At 73.9% G+C, this 16,527-nt stretch carries 8 protein-coding genes; 2 read left to right on the top strand and 6 right to left on the bottom strand.

The genetic code is table 11. The annotated features are described in order from the left end of the window. Positions 1-3: 3 nt before the first annotated feature. Positions 4-2,262 (bottom strand): ATP-dependent DNA helicase UvrD2, encoded by a 2,259-nt coding sequence (locus ACFZP7_RS23125; protein ID WP_385635503.1) that lies wholly within the window; start codon positions 2,260-2,262, stop codon positions 4-6. A gap of 122 nt (positions 2,263-2,384) precedes the next feature. On the opposite strand from ACFZP7_RS23125, the gene ACFZP7_RS23120 reads away from it, so the two are divergent. After that, positions 2,385-2,627: a mycoredoxin gene (locus ACFZP7_RS23120; protein ID WP_004983675.1), complete on the top strand. Its 243-nt coding sequence runs from the start codon at positions 2,385-2,387 to the stop codon at positions 2,625-2,627. A gap of 111 nt (positions 2,628-2,738) precedes the next feature. On the opposite strand, the gene nudC is transcribed toward ACFZP7_RS23120, so the two are convergent. The 5 genes from nudC to ACFZP7_RS23095 all read right to left on the bottom strand — a co-directional run bounded on the left by nudC (position 2,739) and on the right by ACFZP7_RS23095 (position 13,477). Next, a complete protein-coding gene (gene nudC, locus ACFZP7_RS23115) occupies positions 2,739-3,683 on the bottom strand; it encodes an NAD(+) diphosphatase (protein WP_062132423.1) in 945 nt (314 codons plus the stop codon). Between the two features lie 160 nt (positions 3,684-3,843). Beyond that, a complete protein-coding gene (locus ACFZP7_RS23110) occupies positions 3,844-5,247 on the bottom strand; it encodes a dipeptidase (RefSeq protein ID WP_086876462.1) in 1,404 nt (467 codons plus the stop codon). Between the two features lie 10 nt (positions 5,248-5,257). After that, positions 5,258-8,962 carry a UvrD-helicase domain-containing protein gene (locus ACFZP7_RS23105; RefSeq protein WP_385635501.1) on the bottom strand — a complete coding sequence of 1,235 codons (3,705 nt, stop codon included), beginning with the start codon at positions 8,960-8,962 and terminating at the stop codon, positions 5,258-5,260. A 106-nt stretch (positions 8,963-9,068) separates the two neighbouring features. Further along, positions 9,069-12,683: an ATP-dependent helicase gene (locus ACFZP7_RS23100; protein WP_385635499.1), complete on the bottom strand. Its 3,615-nt coding sequence runs from the start codon at positions 12,681-12,683 to the stop codon at positions 9,069-9,071. Between the two features lie 407 nt (positions 12,684-13,090). Further along, a complete protein-coding gene (locus ACFZP7_RS23095; protein WP_019327008.1) occupies positions 13,091-13,477 on the bottom strand; it encodes an MGMT family protein in 387 nt (128 codons plus the stop codon). Positions 13,478-13,662: 185 nt separating this feature from the next. Here ACFZP7_RS23095 and ACFZP7_RS23090 point away from each other — a divergent pair, with 185 nt between their 5' ends. Beyond that, positions 13,663-16,494 (top strand): lysylphosphatidylglycerol synthase domain-containing protein, encoded by a 2,832-nt coding sequence (locus ACFZP7_RS23090; protein ID WP_385635497.1) that lies wholly within the window; start codon positions 13,663-13,665, stop codon positions 16,492-16,494. The last annotated feature ends 33 nt before the right edge of the window (positions 16,495-16,527 follow it).

Here is a 16,527-nt window from a genome sequence, read left to right as displayed (position 1 = left end):
GCATCAGTCGTCTCCGTCAAGCCCCACGCCTTCCCGGCCTGCGCAGATGGCCAGGACGTCGGCGCCGTAGCGGTGGAACTTGCGCATCCCCACGCCGGGGATGCGTGCCAGTTCGTGCTGGTCCTCGGGGACGGACTCGGCGATCGCCATCAGCGTCTTGTCGGTGAAGACGCAGAACGCGGGCTGCCCGCTGAGTTCCGCCTGGACCGCGCGCCACTCGCGCAGCCGCTCGTAGACGCCCTCGTCCATGTCGGAGGGGCAGTCCTCGCAGCGCATCAGCTTCATCTCGCCCGCTTCGGTGAGCGTGCGGCCGCAGACCCGGCAGCGCGCGGGCGTCCTGCGGCTCCGTCTCGGGGCGGCGGGCGCGGCACCGCCGCCCGCCGAACCGCGCTCGACGCCCCCGGAGCCGCCGGCCGTCGCTCCCCCGCCGGTCGGACCCGAGCCGGGCCTGAGCCCCTTCAGGAAGCGGCTGGGACGCCGACTGGGCCGTCCCCCGGGCGAGCGGGCGAGGGCCCAGGAGAGGTGCAGGCGTTCCCGTGCTCGGGTGACGCCGACATAGAGGAGACGGCGCTCCTCCTCGATCTGCTCGTCGGTCTTTGCGTAGGTGATCGGCATCATGCCTTCGGCGACGCCGACCAGGAAGACGACGTCCCACTCCAGGCCCTTGGCCGAGTGCAGGGAGGCGAGGGTGACGCCCTGGACCGTCGGGGCGTGCTGGGCACCGGCCCGCTCGTCGAGCTCGGCGACGAGGTCGCCCAGCGTGGCGCCCGGCCTGGCGGCGGCGAAGTCCTGCGCCAGACCGACCAGCGCGGCCAGCGACTCCCACCGCTCGCGCACGGCGCCGGAACCGGCGGGCGGCTCCGACGTCCACCCCTCTCCGGAGAGCACCGCGCGCACCTGCGAGGGCAGGTCCACCACGTCGTCGAGCAGCGAGTCGTTGCCGCCGAAGCGGGCCGCGGCCCGCAGCGAGCTGTGGGCCTTGCGCACCTCCGGGCGGTCGAAGAAGCGCTCCGCGCCGCGCAGCTGGTAGGGGACCCCGGCGTCGGCCAGGGCCTGCTCATAGGTCTCCGACTGGGAGTTCGTCCGGAAGAGGACGGCGATCTCGGCGGCCGGTACACCCGCGTCGATGAGCTCGCGGATGCGGCGGGCGGCGCCCTCGGCCTCGGCCGGCTCGTCCGTGTACTCGGTGTAGACGGGCTCGGGTCCCGCGGGGCGCTGGGAGACCAGCTCCAGCCGGTGGTCGGCGGCCCGGCCGCGGGCCTGGGAGAGCAGGCCGTTGGCCAGGTGGACGACCTGCGGGGTGGAGCGGTAGTCGCGGACCAGCTTGACGACGGTGGCGCGGGGGTGGCGGGCGCGGAAGTCGAGCAGGTGGTCGGGGGTTGCTCCCGTGAACGAGTAGATCGTCTGGCTGGCGTCGCCGACCACGCACAGGTCGTCGCGGTCCCCGAGCCACAGCTCCAGCAGGCGCTGCTGGAGAGGGCTGACGTCCTGGTACTCGTCGACGACGAAGTGCTGGTACTGGGCGCGCACCTGCTCGGCGACGTCCTGCCGGTCCTGGAGGACGGCGACGGTCAGCAGCAGCACGTCCTCGAAGTCGATCACGCCGCGCCCGCGCTTGAGGTCCTCGTAGGCCGCGTAGATCTGGGCGATCTCGGCCGGATCGCGGGGTGCCGCGCGACCGGCCTTGTCCGCCGCGAGGGCGTAGTCGGCGGGGACGGTCTGGGTCACCTTGGACCATTCGATCTCGGCGGTGGCGTCGCGCAGCTCGCCCCGGTCGAGACGGATGCCGCAGGCGGCCGCCGCGTCCGCGACGAGCTGGATCTTGCGGTCGACGAGCCGGGGCAGGGAGCCACCGATCGCTTTCGGCCAGAAGTACTGGAGCTGGCGGAGCGCCGCCGAGTGGAAGGTGCGGGCCTGCACGCCCCCGGCACCGAGCTGGCGCAGCCGGCCCCGCATCTCGCCCGCGGCCCGGTTGGTGAAAGTGACGGCCAGCACGCTGGTGGGCTGGAGGATGCCGGCGCGGACCCCGTAGGCGATGCGGTGGGTGATCGCCCTGGTCTTGCCGGTGCCGGCGCCCGCCAGCACGCACACCGGACCGCGCAGGGTGGTCGCCACCTCGCGCTGCTCGGGGTCGAGCCCTTCGAGCACCGCGTCGGCCGAGTCCGGTACCTGCGGGAAGAGGGTGGAGTGCGTTGCTGCTGTCACACCGCCATGCTGCCAGGTCGCGCGGGACGGGAGCGCCGGTTGTCCACAGGCGAGCACCGATAGTCGTACCGATGCGACGGGCGTCACGCCGCGGGAATGGTGGAGGCGCCGGGGACGTTCCACCCGTGCGGCCTTCAGGAGCCGCCGATTCCCCGAGCCGCCTAAGGAGCGCGAGAGACATGCCGGGCACTGTGACGATGTACAGCACCACGTGGTGCGGCTACTGCCGTCGGCTGAAGAGCCAGATGGACCGCGAGGGCATCGCGTACACCGAGATCAACATCGAGCAGGACCCGGAGTCCGCGGCGTTCGTGGAGAAGGCGAACGGCGGAAACCAGACGGTGCCGACCGTGCTCTTCCCGGACGGCTCGACGCTGACCAACCCGTCGCTGGCGCAGGTGAAGCAGAAGATCGGCGCATAGGCGGAACGCTGACGCGAAGCGCGAAGCGCGAGACGCGAGAAGCGAGATACGTGAGGGGTGGGCCTCCCCGGCCGGGGAGGCCCACCCCTCACGTATCTCGCTGCGTCCGCCTCAGAAGGCGCCGCGCGTGGGCAGCGGCTTGCCGTACCAGAGCTCGATCAGGCGGGCCGCGATGGAGATGCCGTAGGGCGGGAGCACCTCGCCGGACTCGAAGGCGGCGCCCAGTTCGTCGCGGGAGAACCAGCGGGCCTCGTGGATCTCGTCACCGTCGACGTCGATCTCGGTCGAGGTGGCGTGGGCCATGAAGCCCAGCATCAGGCTGGACGGGAAGGGCCAGGGCTGGCTGGCGACGTACTCCACGGGGCCGACGGTCACGCCGACCTCTTCCTGGACCTCCCGGCGCACCGCCTGCTCGATGGACTCTCCCGGCTCCACGAAACCGGCGAGCGTCGAGAAGCGGCCCTCGGGCCAGTGCACCTGGCGGCCGAGCAGGATGCGGTCCTCGTCGTCCGTCACCGCCATGATCACCGCCGGGTCGGTCCGCGGGTAGTGCTCGGCTCCGCAGGCGGGGCAGCGGCGGATGTGGCCGGCCGCCGCGATGACGGTGCGCTCGCCGCAGCGGGAGCAGAACCGGTGCAGGCGCTGCCAGTTCTCCAGGGCGACCGCGTGGGCCATCAGGCCGGCGTCGCGGGGCGACAGGAGCAGACCGGCCTCGCGCAGGCCGGCCGGGCGGGCGGACTGGTCCATGCGGCCCGGCAGCGAGTCCTTCTGGAGGGCGAAGTAGCTGACGCCGTCGTCGTCGGTGCCCAGGAAGTAGCGGTGTGCCTCGGTGAGCGGGGCCTCGAAGGACGGGGTCATGACGAGTTCGGTGCGCCCGTCGGGCGTCTCGTCGATGAGGACCTGACCGCCGGAGACCACGAAGCAGCGCGTCGAGGGATGGCTCCACGCCGCCGCGAGCCATGCCTCGTCGAGGCGGTGGTGGGCGGCGCGGTCGATGCCGCTCGGGGCGGTGAGCGAGATGGGACGGTCGGCGGTGTGGTCGGTCCAGGTGGTCACGGGTGCTTCCAACTCCCCCGGTGAGCGTTTCGGTTCGGCAGGGCGGTTCAGCGGGTCGTACGGCGGGTGGCGACCGGGTCCGGGAGGGATCGGCGGTGCGGGGCGGCCTTTCCAGTGTGCCGCGCGCGGTGCCGGTCCGGTCCTGGACCGCGCACGTCGCTCAGGGCGCGTGGCGCCAGTACTCCGCCAGGTCACCCCACAGGTGGGCGGATGTCTCGACGCCCTTGAGCAGCAGGTCCAGCTCCACCTTCTCGTCGGGGGCGTGCCAGCCGTCGGACGGGACGGAGATACCGAGGAAGAGCACCGGTGCGCCCAGCACCTCCTGGAGGTCGGCGGCGGGGCCCGAGCCTCCCTCCCGGGTGAAGCGCACGGGCTTCTCGAAGGCCCGGCCCATGGCGCGGACGACCGACTGCAGCGCCGGGTGGTCCAGCGGGGTCAGGCACGGGCGGGTGGCCGAGCCGAAGGTGATCTCGGCGCGGATCCCGGCGGGCACCTGTGCGGCGGCCCAGGCGCGGACGGCTTTCTCGACATGGTCGGGGTCCTGGCCCGCGACCAGGCGGAAGGACAGCTTCACCATGGCGGACGACGGGATGATCGTCTTGCTGCCCGGGCCCTGGTATCCGCCGCCGATGCCGTTGACCTCGGCGGTGGGGCGGGCCCAGACGCGTTCCAGGGTGGTGTGCCCCGCCTCGCCGTGGGCCGCGTGCGACTTCGCCGTGCGCAGCCACTGTGCCTCGTCGAAGGGAAGCTCGGCGAAGAGGGTGCGTTCCCGATCGGTGAGTTCGATCACGCCGTCGTAGAAGCCCGGGATCGCCACGCGCCCGTGCTCGTCGTGCAGGGCGGCGACCAGGCGGGCGACGGCGGTGGCCGGGTTGGGGACGGCGCCGCCGAAGGAGCCGGAGTGGATGTCCTGGTCGGGGCCGTACAGCCGGATCTCGCACTCGGCCAGGCCGCGCATGCCGGTGCACACCGTGGGGGTGTCCTCGGACCACATGCCGGTGTCGGAGACGATCACCGCGTCGGCGACGAGCCGGTCGGCGCGCTCCTCGACCAGCGCGCGGAAGTGCGGGGAGCCGGACTCCTCCTCACCCTCGATCAGCAGCTTGAGGTTGACCGCCGGGGCGGTGCGGCCGGTGGCGGCGAGGTGGGCGCGGACGCCGAGTGTGTGGAAGAACACCTGTCCCTTGTCGTCGGCCGCGCCGCGCGCGTAGAGGCGGTTCTCGCGGACGACGGGTTCGAAGGGCTCGCTGTGCCAGCCGTCCTCGCGGGCCGCGGGCTGCACGTCGTGGTGGCCGTAGACGAGGACGGTCGGTGCCTGCGGGTCGCCGGAGGGCCATTCGGCGAAGACGGCGGGGGCGCCCGGGGTGGGCCAGACCTCGGCCGTCGGGAAGCCGGTCTCCTTCAGTTTGGCGGCGAGCCAGTCGGCGCTGCGTCGCACATCGGTCGCGTGGTCGGGCTGGGCCGACACGGACGGGATGCGCAGCCACTCGACGAGGTCGTCGAGGAAGGCGGCGCGGTGGTGCTCGATGTACGTACGGACAGCGCTGTCCGGGGTGTCGCTCATGCTCACGAGCCTATCGGCCCGCGGGGGCACCCTGATCGTGCGGTTCGTCACCGCCCGGGTCGGCCAGCAGCAGTCTCTCCAGCGCCGCGCGGTCCGGCAGCCCGGCGGGCCGCACCACCTCGCCCGTGCGCACGTACAGGAAGGCGGCGGTGACCGACTCCAGGGGGACGCGCTGCTGCTCGGCCCAGGCGACGCGGTAGAGCGCGAGCTGGAGCGGATCGGCGGTGCCGGTGCGGTGCGTCTTCCAGTCGACGATCTCGTACGTGGCCGTCTCGCCGTCGCCCTCCTTGTAGACGGCGTCCATCCGGCCGCGCACGACCCTCCCGGCGAGCGAGATCTGGAACGGCGCCTCGACCCGGTACGGAGTACGGCGGGCGTACTCGGTGCGTTCGAAGGCGTCCTTGAGGAACTCCAGGTCGCGTTCGTCGGCGATCTCGGCGTCGCCTCCCGGCAGCTCCTCCGGTTCCAGCAGGGGCAGCGTCAACGGCTCGAAGCGGGCCTCGACCCAGGCGTGGAAGCGGGTGCCGCGGCGGGCCGCGGGCCGGGGCGGGCGGGGCATGGGCCGGGCCAGCTCCTGGGCGAAGCCGTCGGGGTCGGCGGCCAGGCTCAGCAGCTGGGTCGCGGTCAGCGACGCCGGGAGGGGGACCTCGGTGACGCTCTCACGGGCGCGCAGAAGCTCGCCGGTGAGGGCGTCGAGGTCGCGGTCCCAGGAGGCGACGGTGCGGGCTTCCTCCGGGGTGAGGCGGCCGACGGCGGGCCGGCTCGGGCTGGGGGCGGCCGGTCCCCGAGGGTGAGGGCGGGGCGGGTGGATGCCGACGGGCCGGTCCTCGGACGGGCCGGGCCGGTCCGGGGGAGGTGGCGCCTGGTGCGAGGGCGATGCCGCCTCGTGCCCGGGCACGGGTGTCCGGTGCGGGGGCCGGGGTGTCTGGTGCGGGACGGTCGGGCGGTTCGTGGTCCAGGCGTCCCAGTCGGCGGGGTCGTGCTCGGTCCCGTACCCGTAGGGGTCGGGGTCGTCCGGCACACCGTCGTCCGGGAGCGGGTCCCGCGGGAGGTCCCCCTCCAGGAGTTCTCCTTCCAGAGGGTCTCCTTCGAGGAGGTCCTCTTCCAGGAGTGCGTCGTCGTCCGGGGGCGGCGGCCAGTCCGGGTCGTCGTGGGGCTCGGGGAGGTGGGGTTCGGGGACGTGGGGCACGGCGGGGCGGCCGTCCTCGTGGGCGGCGAGGTCCTCCAGGTGGGCGAGGACCGTCTCGGCGGCGGCCCGGCGGCGGGCGAGCGCGTCGGCGTCCAGGGGCAGGGGCCAGACGTGGTCGGCGGTCGTCCGGTGCAGGGCCGGATTCTCCTCGCCCTCCGCCGGTTCGTCCGCCCACGCCTCGATCTCACCGTGTCCGGCGGCGCAGTGTTCGTACAGGGCCGTCAGGAAGTCGGAGGGACCGCGCGGCTTCTTCTGACTGGGTCCCCACCAGTGGCCGGAGCCCAGCAACAGGGAGCGGGGGCGGGTGAAGGTGACGTATCCCAGGCGCAGCTCCTCGGTGCGCTGGTGCTCCTTCATGGCCTCGTGGAAGGACTTCAGCCCCCGCGAGTCCCAGGAGTCGACGTCGGGCAGCGTGTCGGCGTCGCCGCGCAGGGCATGCGGCAGCACCTTGCCCTGGGCGGTCCACTTCTCCCGGCCCCGGTCGCTGGGGAAGGCGCCGGTGACCAGTCCGGGTACGGCGACGACGTCCCACTCCAGCCCCTTGGACTTGTGCGCGGTGAGCACCTTGACGGTGTTCTCGCCGCCCGGCAGGGCGTTGTCGAGGCCCTTCTCGTACTGGGCGGCGGTGCGCAGGAAGCCCAGGAAGGCGAGCAGGCCGGCCTCGCCGTCGCTCGCGGCGAAGGACGCGGCCACATCCAGGAAGTTGGACAGGGTCTCGCGGCGGCGGGCGGCCAGGGCGTGCGGGGACGCCGACAGCTCGACCTCCAGGCCGGTGACGGCGAGGACGCGGTGGAGTACGTCCATGAGCGGGTCGGCGAGGGCACGGCGCAGCTCGCGCAGCTCGGTGGCCAGCCGCGCGAACCGCACCCGCGCGTCGGACGAGAAGGGCAGCCCGTCGTCGTCCCCGGTGCCGTCCAGCGGCGTCTCCAGGAAGGTGTCGAGGGCGTCCGCGAGCGATATCACCTCGGCCGGGTCGACGCCCTCGACGGCCGCCGCGAGCCGCCGGTCGGGGTCGTCGTCGCCGTCCACGCGCCCGTGGCTCACCAGGAGCCGGGCGCGGCGGCCCAGGAGGGCGAGGTCGCGCGGGCCGATGCGCCAACGCGGGCCGGTGAGCAGGCGGACCAGGGAGGCGTTGGCGCCGGGGTCCTGGAGCACTTCGCAGACCGCGATCAGGTCGGCCACCTCGGGCAGGTGCAGCAGCCCGGACAGGCCGACGACCTCGACGGGCACGTCGCGGGCGACCAGGGCGCCCTGGATCTCGGCGAAGTCGGTCGCCGTACGGCACAGGACGGCGATCTCGCCGGGCGCCTTGCCGGTGCGCACGAGGTGGGCGATGGAGTCGGCGATCCAGTCGATCTCCTCCGCGTGGGTGGGCAGCAGGGCGCAGCGGACCGTGCCGTCGCGCTCGGCTCCGGGGGCCGGACGCAGGGCTTCCACTCCGGCGTGCATGGCGCGCAGGGGCTCGGCGAGGCCGTTGGCGAGGTCGAGGAGGCGTCCGCCGCTGCGGCGGTTCTCGCTGAGCGCCTGGCGGGCGGCGGGGCGGCCGTCGGCGTGCGCGAAGTGGTCGGGGAAGTCGTCGAGGTTGGCGACGGAGGCGCCGCGCCAGCCGTAGATCGCCTGGCAGGGGTCGCCCACGGCGGTCACGGGGTGGCCGGTGCCGCCGCCGAAGAGACCGGCCAGCAGAACGCGCTGGGCCACCGAGGTGTCCTGGTACTCGTCGAGGAGCACCACCCGGAACTCGTCGCGCAGGGCCCTGCCCACCTCCGGGAGCCCGGCGAGCCGCGCGGACAGCGCGATCTGGTCGCCGAAGTCGAGCAGGTCCCGTTCGCGCTTCGCGGCGCGGTAGCGGATGACCAGCTCGGCCAGTTCCCGGCGCGCGGCGGCGGCTTCGGGGACCTTGCGCAGATCGGCGTTGCCGAGCTTGACGCGCTGGAGGGAGTCGAGGAGGCCGGCGTCCCAGGTGCGCAGCTCCTCGGGGGTGACGAGGTGCTCGGCGAGTTCCGCGTCGAGGGTGAGGAGGTCGCCCACCAGGTCGGGGAAGGAGCGGGTGAGCGCCGGGTAGGGGCCGGGGGCCTCGCGCAGGACGCGCGCGGCGAGCTGGTAGCGGGTGGCGTCGGCGAGCAGCCGGGAGCTGGGCTCCAGTCCGAGGCGCAGCCCGTGGTCGGTCAGGAGCCGGCCCGCGAAGGCGTGGTACGTCGAGATCACCGGCTCGCCCGGCGGCTCGTCCGGGTCGATCACGTCCGGGTCGGTGACGCCGGCCTTGATCAGAGCGGTGCGGACGCGCTCCGCGAGTTCACCGGCGGCCTTGTTGGTGAAGGTGAGGCCGAGGACCTGCTCGGGGGCGACCTGGCCGGTGCCGACCAGCCAGACCACGCGCGCGGCCATCACCGTCGTCTTGCCCGAACCGGCTCCGGCCACGATCACCTGCGGGGCGGGCGGCGCGATGATGCAGGCCGTCTGCTCCGGGGTGAAGGGGATACCGAGGAGCTCCTTGAGCTGCTCGGGATCGGTGAGATGGGCGGGCACGTCGAAGAGGCTAGCCGCGGGCACTGACAGCGCGTGCGCGATCCCCGGCCGGGCACCGTACAAGCGCAGGTCAGCGCGGTCGGTGCGACTCGTCACACCGGCCCGCTCACTCCACCACGTGCCGCCCCTCGGGCCGTGCGCTGCACGACGCGCGGAAGGCGCAGTGGGTGCAGTGCTGACCCGTGGTCGGGGTGAACCGTTCGTCGAGGACCTTGCCCGCGGCCGTGGCCAGCAGGTCCCCGACCCACTCGCCCTCCGGGCCCTCCAGGGACTGCTGCGCCTGCACCTTGGGCAGGGTCTCTCCGCCGTCCCGCTTGGGCGCGCCCTGACGCAGTTGGACGAGTTCGGCGCCGCCCGACTCGGGGCGTGCGCCGCCGAACGCCTCGTCGACGGCGCCCTCGCGGACGGCCAGCTGGTAGACGGCGAGCTGGGGGTGGTGGGCGACCTCGGCCGAGGTCGGCGCCTGTTTGCCGGTCTTGAAGTCGACGACGTAGGCGCGGCCCTCGCCGTCGGCCTCCACGCGGTCCATCTGGCCGCGGATGCGCACCTCGTACTCGCCCGCCTCCAGCGTCACGTCGAAGTCGTGCTCGCTGGCCACCGGCGTGCGTCCGGCCCGGTCCATGACGTGCCACTTCAGGAAGCGCTCGAGCGCCGCGCGCGCGTTGGCCTTCTCCTGCGCCGACTTCCACGGCGCGTCGAAGGCGAGCGCGTTCCACACGGAGTCCAGGCGCTCCATGAGGACGGCGAGGTCGGCCGGGGTGTGTCCGGAGGCCACCTCGTCGGCGAGGACGTGCACCACGTTGCCGAAGCCCTGGGCGGCGGTCGCGGGGGCGTCGGCCTTCACCTCACGTCCCAGGAACCACTGGAGGGCGCAGGTGTTGGCCAGCTGGTCCAGGGCGCTGCCGGAGAGCGTGACCGGCTGGTCGCGGTCGCGCAGCGGCACCTTGCTCTCGGTCGGGTCCCACATGCCCCACCAGCGGTAGGGGTGGGCGGAGGGCACCAGAGGGCGGCCGTCCTCGTCGGCGAGCGCGGCGAGGCGGGCCAGGCGGCGGGCCGCGGCCTCCCTCAGGGGTTCGGAGACGCGCGGGTCGACCGTGGTGGCACGCAGTTCGGCGACGAGCGCCGCGACGGCGAGGGGACGGCGGGGGCGGCCCGTGACGTCGACGGGCTCGACGCCGAGTTCGGTCAGGAAGCGGGAGGGCTGGTCGCCGTCGTCGGCGGGCGCCTTCACCGCGGTCACGACGAGCCGTTCACGCGCGCGCGTGGCGGCGACGTAGAACAGGCGGCGTTCCTCGGCGAGCAGGGCGCCGGGCGTGAGCGGTTCGGCGAGTCCGTCGCGGCCGATGCGGTCGGCCTCCAGCAGGGAGCCCCGGCGGCGCAGGTCCGGCCACAGCCCCTCCTGGACGCCCGCGACCACGACCAGCCGCCACTCCAGGCCCTTGGCGCGGTGTGCGGTCATCAGGCGCACGGCGTCGGGTCGTACGGCCCGCCGGGTGAGGGTGTCGGCGGCGATGTCCTCGGCGTCGATCTCCTCCAGGAAGTTGAGCGCGCCCCGGCCGCCGGTGCGTTCCTCCGCGCGGGCGGCCGTCGCGAAGAGCGCGCACACGGCGTCGAGGTCGCGGTCGGCGTTGCGTCCGGCGGCGCCGCCGCGCCGGGCGGAGCGTTCCAGACGGGTCGGCCACGGTGTGCCGTCCCACAGGTCCCACAGCGCCTCCTCGGCGCTGCCGCCGCCCGCCAGGCGCTCACGGGCCTTGCGGAGCAGGGCGCCGAGGCGCTGGGCGCCCCGCGCGTACGACGGGTCGTGCACCGCCAGCCGTTCGGGCTCGGCCAGCGCCCGCGCGAGCAGTTCGTCCGAGGGCGGCGGCAGCGGGTTGCCGGCCGCCCGCTCCTCCTCGCGCAGGGCGCGGCCGAGGCGGCGCAGATCGGCCGCGTCCATGCCGGCGAGGGGGGAGGTGAGAAGGGTGAGCGCGGTCTCGGTGGGGAGCCAGCACGGGTCCGCCGCGCGGGGGGCGGGCACGGCGGCGTCGGCCATCGCGTCGGGGGCGGGATCGGAGTCGGCGCCCGCCTCGGGCGCGGGAGCAGGCGTGGAGCCCTCGGGCTCGGGTGGGGACGTGTCCCCCTTGGGTCCGGGTGCGGACGTACCCCTCTCGGGCTCGGGTGCGGCGGCGTCGGCCACCGCGTCGGGGGCGGGACCGGGGTTGGCGTCGGGCTTGAGGTCGGGGTCGGGGTCAGGGTTCATGTCCGCCTCGGGCCCGGCCACGGCGGCCACGGCGGCGTCGGACCCGGCCCCGGCCTGCTCCACGCCACCGGCGTCTGGCACGCGCCCCGGGTCTTCCGCGTCCCGCGGGCCGGATTCCTCCCGTACGTCGCGAGCCTCCTCGGCGCCCGCGCCGCTCCTCGCGCCCGCCCCGCCCCTCGCGCCCGCCTCCGCCTCCGCGACCGCGCGCAGGGCCGTCAGCAGCGGGGCCACCGCCGGCTCGTGGCGCAGGGGGAGGTCGTCGCCGTCGATGTCCAGGGGAACGCCGGCCGCGGTGAGGGCACGGCGGACCGTCGGGATCGTGCGGGAGCCGGCGCGCACCAGGACGGCCATCTCGCCCCAGGGCACGCCGTCCTCCAGGTGCGCCCGGCGCAGGATGTCGGCGACGTTGTCCAGCTCGGTGCCGGAGGTCGGGTACGTGTACACCTCGACGCGCCCGCCGTCCCGTACGGGGGTCAGCTCCCGGTGGGCGCGCACCTTGTCGGCGGGGAGGCGGGTCAGCGGCATGCGCTGGGTCAGCAACCGGGTGGCGGCCAGCAGACCGGCCCCCGCGCGGCGCGAGGTCCGCAGCACCTCGACCGGCGCCGGGCGGCCGTCGGCGCGCGGGAAGGCGGACGGGAAGTCGAGGATGCCGTTCACGTCCGCGCCCCGGAAGGCGTAGATCGACTGGTCGGGATCGCCGAAGGCGACGAGGGTGCGCCCGCCGCCGGCCAGGGCGTGCAGCAGCCGTACCTGGGCCGGGTCGGTGTCCTGGTACTCGTCGACGTACACCGCGTCGTACTGGCCGGCCAGCCGCGCGGCGACCTCCGGGCGGCGGGCGAGGAGCACCGCGCGGTGGACGAGTTCCGCGTAGTCGAGCACGCCCTGGAGGTCGAGCACGTCGAGGTACTCGGCGAGGAAGACGGCGGCGGCACCCCAGTCGGGGCGGCCCGTGCGCCGGGCGAAGGCTCCCAGGGCGTCCGGGCCGAGACCCAGCTCACGGCTGCGGGCGAGCACCGCGCGGACCTCGTCGGCGAAGCCCCGCGTCGTCAGGCAGGCGCGCAGCTCGTCGGGCCAGCGCACGTGGGACAGGCCGGCCCGTTCCAGGTCGACCTGCCCGGCGAGCAGCTCGCGCACCGCCACGTCCTGCTCCGGGCCGGACAGCAGCCGCAGGGGTTCCACGAACAGGTCGCTGTCCTGGTGGGCGCGGACCAGGGCGTAACCGAAGGAGTGGAAGGTGGTCGCCCTGGGGGCTCGCGCGGCGCCCATGCGCAGCGCCATCCGGTCGCGCAGTTCGACGGCCGCCTTGCGGCTGAAGGTCAGCACCAGGATCCGCTCGGGGTCGCCGCCGCGCGCGACGCGGTCGGCCACGGACTCCACCAGGGTGGTGGTCTTTCCGGTGCCCGGACCCGCCAGGACGAGCAGTGGTCCGCTCCGGTGGTCAACCACGGCGCGCTGGGCGGCGTCCAGACGAGGGGGGTCCATGGGCGCCGGCGGGGTACGCAGCAGTCGGTAAGCGCCACGGCTCCCCCGTCGCACCTGGGGGTGCGACGGGTGTCGGGTGGAGGAAGAGGAGCTCACGTGGTTCGCCGGTCCTGGTGGGTGTGCTGATGGGCCGTCCGCGCCGCGGGCACGGCGGTTGCCGCGGGGCGAGGGGGACGCGTGCGGCCGACGCTACGCCGACGGATGACGTGGAAGCAGTGCTTCCCCTTCTTCCCTCGGACCCCTCGGGGCCGCCCGGCCCCTCGAGTCCGTCGACTCACTCGCGACGCGTGTCTCCCCCGCCCCTCGAACGTACGTCATGCCACCGACGTACCCGAATTGCTCGGAACGCCCCGTTTACCTCGTACGGATCACAGGTCACACGTCGGTGGCCCGCATGGCGGAAGCTTTCAAGTGTGACCCTGTGCGCGCTCGCCGCCGTCCCACCGCGCCCGCCTCAGGTCGAGGCGCGGCAGATGCCCCTCCGCGGCCCTGCTCGCCTCCTTCAGGGGCGTGCCCTCCTCCCGGTAGCGGGCGAGGGCCTCCAGCTCGTGCCCCGCGAGCAGCGCGCCGTCCGCACGGACCACGCGCCACCACGGGACACCGCCGCCGTAGAGGGACATCACCCGCCCGACCTGACGGGGTCCGCCCTCCTCCAGGTACTCGGCGACGTCCCCGTAGGTCATCACGCGGCCCGGCGGGATCGACTCGGTCACGTCGAGGACCCGCTCGGCGTACTCGGGCAGCGCGTCCGCGTCCTGCGGACGGGCGTCGTCCGGAAGGCTCTGCTCGCTCATCCGTCCCATCCTGCCCCACCCCACCGACAACGGAACCGGGTCGCGACGGTGCGCGTCCCTCGCCCGCGGGCGGCGCTTCCGGCAGACTGTGCGGCCCGCACCGGCACCCTGATGCCCGCCGAGGCCGACGCGGCATGCCACCATCGTGCGGGCGGTGACCAGTGATACGAGAGCAAGAAGAGGCGATGAAGAAGCAGGGTGTGCACCCCGAGGACGCTGAGGGCACCTCTGACTCTTCGTCGCGTCCGGACACCGCGGTCACCGGCCGGGAGAAGACCGGCCGTCGCTCGGGCGGAGGCCCGTCGGCGACGGCCGCCGACCCCGAGGACGTGGCGCACATCGACGAGGTGGAGGGCGACGAACCGCTGCTCCCCGCGCGCGTGCACCGTCCTTCCGACCTGATGCGCCTCCTGGTGGGCGTGCTCGCCGTCGCCGTGCTGCTGGCCGTCGCCGCCTTCGCGCACGGCACCACCTCGGGTCTCGAACAGGACATCAACAAGGGCACGGGACAGGCCCCCGACCTGCTGATCAAGATCGCCGGGCTGGCCTCCAGCATCGCGATCCTCCTGGTGCCGGTGGCCTTCGCGATCGAGCGACTCATCAAACGGGACGGGCTGCGGATCGCCGACGGCGTGCTGGCGGCGGTCCTGGCCCACGGCGTGACGCTCGCCACCGATTTGTGGGTCGCCAAGGCCGCCCCGGGATCCATCCAGGAGGCGCTCACCCAGCCGTCGCCGGGCGACATCCACGCGCTGACCGACCCCGTGCACGGCTATCTGGCCCCGGTCATCGCGTATATGACGGCCGTGGGCATGTCACGCAGACCCCGGTGGCGCGCGGTGCTGTGGATCGTGCTGCTCCTCGACGCCTTCTCCATGCTCGTCACGGGGTACACCACCCCCTTCTCGATCATCCTCACCGTCCTCATCGGCTGGACCGTGGCCTACGGCACGCTGTACTCGGTCGGCTCCCCCAACGTGCGCCCCACCGGCCGGACGCTGATGGCGGGCCTGCGGACCGTCGGCTTCCATCCGGTGACCGCCGCCCGCGAGGAGGTGGCGTCTGACACCGCGGAGACCGGTGACCGCGGACGCCGCTACTTCGTCACCCTGGAGGACGGCCGGCCGCTGGACGTGACGGTGGTGGACCGGGAGCAGCAGGCGCAGGGCTTCTTCTACCGCGCCTGGCGCAATCTGACGCTGCGCGGCTTCGCGACCCGCAGCAGCCTCCCGTCGCTGCGCCAGGCTCTGGAGCAGGAGGCGCTGCTCGCCTACGCGGCCATCGCGGCCGGCGCGAACGCTCCCAAGCTGATCGCGACGTCCGAGCTGGGGCCCGACGCGGTGATGCTCGTGTACGAGCACACCGGCGGGCGCACCCTCGACTCGCTGTCCGACGAGGAGATCACCGACGAGCTGCTGCGCGGCACCTGGGAACAGGTCCGGGCCCTGCAGTCCCGGCGCATCGCGCACCGCAGGCTGGTGGGCGACGCGATCCTGGTGGATCGTTCCGGCACGGTGATCCTCACCGATCTGCGCATCGGCGAGATCGCCGCCGGCGACCTGCTGCTGCGCATGGACGTCTCGCAGCTCCTGGTGACCCTCGGCCTGCGGGTGGGCGCCGAGCGCGCGGTCGCCTCGGCGGTGGCCGTGCTCGGTCCCGACGCCGTGGCGGACTGCCTGCCGATGCTCCAGCCCATCGCGCTCAGCCGCTCCACCCGCGCGACGCTGCGCAGACTCGCCCGGGAGCGGGCCCAGCGCGAGCGCGAGGCCGTCCTGGAGTCCTCCCGCCAGGCGAAGCTCGCCCGCGCGGAGGCGGCCGAGGCCGGGGACGCGCACCAGGTGCACGAGAAGACCGGCACCGCCGCCGCACCCGGGAAGCCCGAGAGACCAGAGAAACCGGATAAACCGGAGAAGCCGGAGAAACCGGAGAAGGCCGACAAGAAGGCCGCGCGCGCCGAGCAGCGGGCCGAGAAGCGGGCCGTGGACGAGGCGATCGAGGAGGCGCGCGAGGAGGACCTGCTCACCCAGATCCGGCACGCCGTCCTGCGGATCAGGCCCCAGGCGCCGGTCGAGCCGGCCCGCCTGGAGCGGGTACGGCCCCGCACCCTGATCAGTTTCATCGCCGGCGCCATCGGCGCGTACTTCCTGCTGACGCAGCTCACCCACATCGAGTTCGGACCGCTGATCGCGAACGCCGAGTGGGGCTGGGTCGCGGCGGCCGTGCTGTTCTCGGCGGCGAGCTACGTCGCGGCGGCGATGTCGCTGCTGGGGTTCGTGCCCGAGCGGGTGCCGTTCCTGCGGACCGTGGCCGCGCAGGTGGCCGGGTCGTTCGTGAAGATCGTCGCGCCCGCGGCGGTCGGCGGCGTGGCCCTGAACACCCGGTTCCTGCAGCGCGCCGGCGTGCGACCGGGGCTCGCGGTGGCGAGTGTCGGTGCCTCACAGCTCTTCGGGCTCGGCTGTCACATCCTCATGCTGCTCTCCTTCGGTTACCTGACCGGCACCGAGAAGACCCCGTCCCTGACTCCGTCGAGGACCGTCATCGCGGGCCTGCTGACGGTGGCGGTCCTGGTGCTCGTGGTGACCTCCGTGCCGTTCCTGCGGAAGTTCGTCGTCACGCGCGTGCGGTCGCTGTTCGCGGGTGTCGTGCCGCGCATGCTGGACGTGCTGCAGCGGCCGCAGAAGCTGATCACCGGCATCGGCGGGATGCTGCTGCTCACCGCCTGCTTCGTGATGTGTCTGGACGCGTCGATCCGCGCCTTCGGCGACGAGTCGGCGTCGATCAGCCTGGCGAGCGTCGCGGTCGTCTTCCTCGCGGGCAACGCGCTGGGGTCCGCGGCGCCCACACCGGGCGGTGTGGGCGCGGTGGAGGCGACGCTGACGGTCGGTCTGATCGCCGTGGGCCTGCCCAAGGAGGTCGCCGCCCCGGCGGTGCTTCTGTACCGGCTGCTCACCCTGTGGCTGCCGGTGCTCCCCGGCTGGCTGTTCTTCAACCACCTGACGCGTAAAGAGGCGCTGTAACGCTCCGGCGTACGCCCCGTACCTCGTACGGCT

The organism is Streptomyces sp. SudanB5_2050 (assembly GCF_964272335.1).
GTDB classification, from domain to species: Bacteria; Actinomycetota; Actinomycetes; order Streptomycetales; family Streptomycetaceae; genus Streptomyces; species Streptomyces rochei.
This window is presented reverse-complemented; position numbering and strand designations above follow the sequence as displayed.